We start from the raw sequence: 6,808 nt of genomic DNA, 5'->3' as shown, positions 1-6,808 counted from the left end.
GGGGCCGACGTCGGCGGGCCCGGCCCGGCCGCCGGGGCCCGCGGCAGCGCCGAGCGCACCCGGCTCGCAGCCGCCGTCACCGCCGCCGGCAGCCGTCCCCTCGCCGGAGTGCTCTCCCTCCTCGCCCTGGCCGACCGCCCGCACCCCCGTCACCCGGGCCTGCCCGGCGGCACGGTCCTGACCCTCGCCCTCGTCCAGGCGCTCGGCGACCTCGGCATCACGGCGCCCCTGTGGTGCGCCACCCGGGGCGCCGTCTCCACGGGTGCGGACGATCCGCCCACCGCACCGGCGCAGGCGCAGGTGTGGGGCACCGGCATGGTCGCCGCCCTGGAGCACCCGCGGCGCTGGGGCGGACTGGTCGACCTGCCCGACACGCTCGACGCCCGGGCCCGGGAACGGCTCTGCGCCGCGCTCGGCGGTACCGACGGCGAGGACCAGCTCGCGGTGCGCCCCGCCGGCCTCCTCACCCGTCGACTCGTACACGCTCCCCGGCCCGCCCGCCCCGCACGCACCTGGAAACCCCGGGGCACCGTCCTGCTCACCGGCGGCACCGGCACCCTCGGCCCGTGGCTGGCCCGCTGGCTGGCCCGCGGCGGCGCCGCGCACCTGGTCCTGCCCGGGCGGCGCGGGGAGGACGCGCCCGGGGCGGCCGGTCTCCGGGCGGAGCTGGCCGCGTCCGGCACGACCCTCGCGATGCCGGCCTGCGACCTGGCCGACCGCGACCAGGTCGAACGGCTCCTGGCCGGGCTCGACGCGGACGGCACGCCCGTCACCGCCGTCGTGCACGCCGCCGCGCACATCGCGCTCGCCCCGCTCGACACCGTCCCCGTGGCGGCGTACGAGCGTGTCGTCGCGGCCAAGGCCGCGGGCGCGGCGCACCTCGACGCCCTGCTCGACCGCGAACTCGACGCGTTCGTGCTGTTCTCCTCGATCGCCGGCGTCTGGGGCAGCGGCGACCACGGCGCGTACGCCGCGGCCAACGCCCACCTCGACGCCCTCGCCCAGTACCGGCGGAGCCGCGGCCTGAACGCGACCACCGTCGACTGGGGCATCTGGCGGGCCGGGCCCCCGGCGGGCGGCACCGTGCAGCAGGCCGGGGACACCGTGCAGCAGGCCGGGGATCCGGCCGCCGGCCTCTTCAACCTGGAGGAGCACGGCCTGCCCCGGATCGGGACCGAGCAGGCACTCGCCGCGCTCCAGCAGGTCCTCGACGACGACGAGACACTCGTGACCGTCGCCGACGTCGACTGGGAGCGGTTCGCCCCGGTGTTCACCTCCAGCCGTCCCAGCCCCCTGCTGCGGACCGTTCCCGAGGCCCGCCGCGCCCTGGAGGGGCACGGGGACGGCGACGCCCCGGCCGCCTCCGAACTGCTCGGGAGGCTCACCACGACGCGGCAGCCCGCCGAGCGGGACCGGCTGCTGCTCGACCTCGTCCGCGGCCATGCCGCCGCCGTCCTGGGTCACGACCGCGCCGAGGCCGTACCGCCCGGAAAGGCGTTCCAGGAGCTCGGCTTCGCCTCCCTCACCGCCGTCGAACTGCGCAACCGGCTCAACAGGGCGACCGGCCTGCGGCTGCCGTCGACCCTCGTCTTCGACCATCCTTCGGCCGCCGCCCTCGCCGCGCACCTGAAGTCCTGCCTGCTCGGCACGGACGAGGTGACGGCGGCGACAGCGGCAGCGGAGGCGGCGGCGGACACCCGCCCCGGAGCCGCCGACGAGCCGATCGCCATCGTCTCCATGGGCTGCCGCCTGCCCGGCGGCGTCACCTCGCCGGAGGAGCTGTGGCGACTGCTCGCCGACCGGGTCGACGCCGTCACGGGACTCCCGGCCGGGCGCGGCTGGGACCTCGACGCCCTCTACGACCCGGATCCGGAGAACCCGGGCACCTCGACCACCCGGCACGGGGGATTCCTGCACGACGCCGCCGACTTCGACGCCGCCTTCTTCGGCATCTCACCCCGCGAGGCCCTCGCCATGGACCCGCAGCAGCGGCTCCTCCTGGAGATCTCCTGGGAGGCCCTGGAGCGCGCGGGCCTGGACCCGCAGGCCCTGCGCGGCAGCCGGACGGGCGTGTTCACCGGTGTCAACTACAGCGACTACGGCGCCGCGGTGGCCCGCTCCGCGGACGGCGAGGGCCACCTGCTGACCGGCAGCGCCCCCAGCGTCGTCTCCGGGCGCGTCGCCTACACCCTCGGCCTGGAGGGCCCGGCGGTCACCGTCGACACCGCCTGCTCGTCGTCCCTGGTCGCCCTGCACCTGGCCGCCCGCGCGCTGCGCGCCGGGGACTGCTCGCTGGCCCTGGTCGGCGGCGTCGCGGTGATGGCGACCCCCGGCGCGCTGATCGGCTTCTCGCGGCAGCGCGGTCTCGCGCCCGACGGCCGGTGCAAGGCGTTCGCGGACGGCGCCGACGGCATGGGCATGGGCGAAGGCGCCGGCGTGCTGCTCGTCGAGCGGCTGGGCGAGGCCCGCCGCAACGGCCACCCCGTCCTCGCCGTGCTGCGCGGCTCCGCCGTCAACCAGGACGGCGCCAGCAACGGCCTGTCGGCCCCCAACGGACCCAGCCAGCAGCGCGTCATCCGCGCCGCCCTCGCCGACGCCCGGCTCCGCGGCGCGGACGTGGACGTGGTGGAGGCCCACGGCACCGGCACCGCCCTGGGCGACCCCATCGAGGCCCAGGCGCTGCTGGCGACCTACGGCCGGGACCGGCCCGCCGGCCGGCCCCTCCTCATCGGCTCCCTCAAGTCCAACATCGCCCACACCCAGGCCCTCTCGGGCGTCGCCGGGGTCATGAAGACGGTCCTGGCCCTGCGGCACGCCACCGTCCCGGCCACCCTCCACGTGGACCGTCCCACCACCCGGGTGGACTGGTCCCGGGGCGCCGTCGCCCTCGCCACCGACGCCACCCCGTGGCCGGACACGGGCCGGCCGCGCCGCGCCGGCGTCTCGTCCTTCGGCCTCAGCGGCACCAACGCCCACGTCGTCCTGGAGCAGGCCCCGGAGCCCGCCGGGCCGCCGGAGACCGCGCAGGCCCCGGAGCCCGCCGGGCCGCCGGAGACCGCGCAGGCCCCGGAGCCGGCAGAGCCACCGCGGACCGCGCAGGCCCCCGGGTCCGCCGTACCGCGGTCCACCCCGTCCCCGGCCCGTCCGGCGGCCCTGCCCTGGCTCCTGTCGGCCCGCACCGCCGAAGCCCTGCGTGCCCAGGCCGGCCGCCTCCTGCGGCACCTGACCCGGCCGGACGCGCCCGGAGCACCCCGTGCGGCCGACGTGGCCCTGTCCCTCGCCCACCGGACCGCCCTCGCCCACCGGGCCGTCCTCGTCGGCGGCCACGACGCCCTGCTGCCCGCCCTGGAGAAGTGGGCGGCGGGCGGCGCCCCCACGGTGAGCGGCGTCGCCGGTCCCGAGGTCCGCACCGTCCTGATGTTCCCGGGGCAGGGCTCCCAGTGGACCGGCATGGCCCGCCGGCTCCTCGACGAGTCACCCGAGTTCGCCACCGGCATGCGCGCCTGCGCGGACGCGCTCGCCCCGCACGTCGACTGGTCGCTGCTCGACGTCGTGCGCGACGGCGGCGGTCCGGACCGCGTCGACGTGGTGCAGCCCGTCCTCTTCGCCGTGATGGTGTCCCTCGCACGGCTGTGGCGGGCCCACGGCGTCGTCCCGGACGCCGTCGTCGGGCACTCCCAGGGCGAGATCGCCGCTGCCGTGGTGGCCGGCGGGCTGTCCCTGCGGGACGGGGCGAAGGTCGTCGCCCTGCGCAGCCGCGCGATCGCCCGGCTGGCCGGGCGCGGCGGCATGATGTCGCTCGCGCTGCCCTCGCGGCAGGCCGCCGAGCGGATCGCGGCCTGGGAGGGACGGCTGTCGGTGGCGGCGGTCAACGGGCCCTCGGCGGTGGTGGTCTCCGGTGACACGGACGCCCTGGACGAGCTGGCGGCGGCCTGCGCGGCCGACGGGGTGCGGGCCCGGCGGGTCGACGTCGACTACGCGTCCCACTCCGCCCACATGGAAGCCCTCGAAGCCGAACTGACCTCCGCCCTCCAGGACATCGAGCCCACCACGGCGGACACCCCCCTGTACTCCACGGTGACGGACGGCTGGCTGGACACGGCGACGATGGACGCCCGCCACTGGTACGCCAACCTCCGCCGTACCGTGGGCTTCGAGTCCGCCGTCCGCGCCCTCGCGGACGCGGGCCACCGCGCCTACATCGAGGTGAGCCCGCACCCCGTCCTCGTCCCGGCCGTCGAGGAGACCCTGGAGGCGGCGGGCGCCGACGCCGCCGTGCTCGGCACGCTGCGGCGCGGCGAGGGCGGCATGGAACGCGTGCTCCGGTCCCTCGGCACCGCATGGGCGCACGGCGTGCCCGTCGACTGGCCGGCGTTCTTCGCGGGCACCGCCGCCCGCCGCGTCGACCTGCCCACCTACGCCTTCCAGCACCGGCCCTACTGGGCCGTGCCGGGCCCGCACACCGGCGGCGACGTCAGGGCCACGGGCCTCGGCGCGACCGGGCACCCCCTCCTGGGCGCGGCCGTCGAACTCGCCGGCACCGGCGAGACGCTGCTCAGCGGCCGGATCTCGGTGCGCACCCACCCCTGGCTCGCCGACCACGCCGTGTCGGACGTCGTCCTGCTGCCCGGCGCCGCGTTCGTGGAGCTGGCCGTCCGCGCCGGCGACGAGACCGGCTGCCCCGTCCTGGAGGAACTCACCCTCCAGGCCCCCCTGGTGCTGCCCGCGACCGGCGGCGTACAGCTCCAGGTGCGCGTCGGGGCCCCGGACGGCACCGGCCGCCGCACCGTGGACGTGTACGCCCGGCCGGACGCCGCGGCCGACGGGCCGTGGACGCCGCACGCCTGCGGCGTACTGGCCGAAGCGGCGGGGGAGGAGCCACCGGGGGAGGAACCACCTGGAGAGGGCGCGCACTGGCCTCCGGCCGGCGCCGAGCCGGTCGACGTCGACGGCCTCTACGAGCGCTTCGCCGCGGCCGGCCACGGCTACGGACCGGCCTTCCGGGGACTGCGCGCCGCCTGGCGGCACGGCGGCGACCTGTACACCGAGGTACGCCTGGACGACGGCCTGCGCGCGGCGGCCGCCGGCTTCGGCATCCACCCCGCCCTGCTCGACGCGGCGCTCCACGGACTGTGGCCGGCATCCGGCGGCACCGGGGGCGCGGACCCCGCACCGGGCACCGCGCGGCTGCCGTTCGCCTGGACCGGTGTGACCCTGCACGCCTCCGGCGCCACCGCCCTGCGCGTCCGCCTCTCCCAGGACACCGGCGGGGCCGTGTCCCTCACCGCACGCGATCCCGCCGGCCGCCCGGTGGTCACGGTGGCCGGACTCGCCGTCCGGCCCGTCGACACCGCCGCCCTGCGCGCCGCCGCCCCGGCGGACGACTGCCTGTACCGCCTGGAGTGGACACCCCTGCCACCCCTGCCCGCCCCCGCGGACGTCCGCACCCGGACCGCCCACTGGGCCGCCGTCGGCCGCACCGCACTGCCGCCCGGAACCTGCCCGGCCCACCCGGACCTCGAAGCGCTCGCCGCGGCGGTCGGACGGGGGGCGGCCGTCCCCGGCGTGGTCCTCGCGTCCTGCGCCGAGGCCGCCGGGGCTACCGGGGCTACCGGGGCCGAGGAGGACGACGGGGCCGCCGGGACCGACGCGCACGCCGTGACGGCCGTCGTCCGCGCCACCCTCGGACTGCTCCAGGCATGGCTCGCCGACGACCGGTTCGCCGACACCCGGCTGGTGTTCCTCACACGCGGCGCCGTACGCACGGGCCCGGGCGACGGCCCGAGCGACCCGGCGGCCGCGGCGGCACGCGGCCTGGTGCGCTCGGCCCAGTCCGAGCACCCCGGCCGGCTCGTCCTGGTCGACGCGCCGGACCACGACGACCTGCCCGCCCTGCTGCCGGGCGCCCTGGACCTCGAAGAGCCCCAGCTGGCCGTGCGCGAGGGGAGACTGCTCGCCGCCCGGCTCGCCCGGGTCCCGGCAGCACCGGACGGCGCGTCCACCGGGTCCACCGCGCCGCCGGACCCGGACGGCACCGTCCTCGTCACCGGCGCCGGCGGCACGCTCGGCGGGCTCGTGGCCCGGCACCTCGCGGCCCGGCACGGGGTGAGGCACCTGCTGCTCGCCGGGCGGCGCGGAGCCGGCACGCCCGGGGCCGCCGAGCTCCTGGCCGACCTGCGGGCCCTGGGCGCCCGGGCGGAGTTCGCGGCGTGCGACGTCGCCGACCCGGCCGCCGTCGCGCGGCTGCTCGCGAGCGTGCCGGCCGGGCACCCCCTGACGGCTGTCGTGCACGCCGCCGGCGTCCTCGACGACGGTCTCGTCACCTCGCTCACCCCCGAACGCCTCGACCGCGTCCTGCGGCCCAAGGTCGACGCGGCCTTCGCCCTGCACGAGGCGACCCGCGGCCTGCCGCTGTCCGCGTTCGTCCTCTTCTCCTCCGCGGCGGGCGTCATCGGCACCGCGGGCCAGGCCAACTACGCGGCCGCCAACGCCTGTCTGGACGCCCTGGCCGAGCGCCGCGACGCCGCGGGCCTGCCCGCCCGGTCACTGGCCTGGGGCCTGTGGGAACGGCGCAGCGCGATGACCGGCACGCTGGCGGGGGCCGGGCTCCGGCGGATGGCCCGCGGCGGTGTCGCCGCGCTCTCGGACACCCAGGGCCTCGCGCTGTTCGACGTGGCGCTGCGCCTCGACGACGTCCTGCTCGTGCCCGTACGCCTCGACGCCGCCCGGCTGCGGGCGGGCGCCGCGCGCGGCACCGTGCCGCCGCTGCTGCGCGGCCTGGTGCGCGCCGCCCGGCCCGCCGCCGGGG

The 6,808-nt window shown here is 78.6% G+C and carries 1 protein-coding gene; it reads left to right on the top strand.

The window, feature by feature from the left end; genetic code table 11:
• The coding region (locus KM933_RS38065; protein WP_221361956.1) for a type I polyketide synthase at positions 1-6,808 on the top strand (6,808 nt) is incomplete at both ends.

Source organism: Streptomyces beigongshangae, from assembly GCF_019710745.1.
GTDB lineage: Bacteria > Actinomycetota > Actinomycetes > Streptomycetales > Streptomycetaceae > Streptomyces > Streptomyces beigongshangae.
This window is presented reverse-complemented; position numbering and strand designations above follow the sequence as displayed.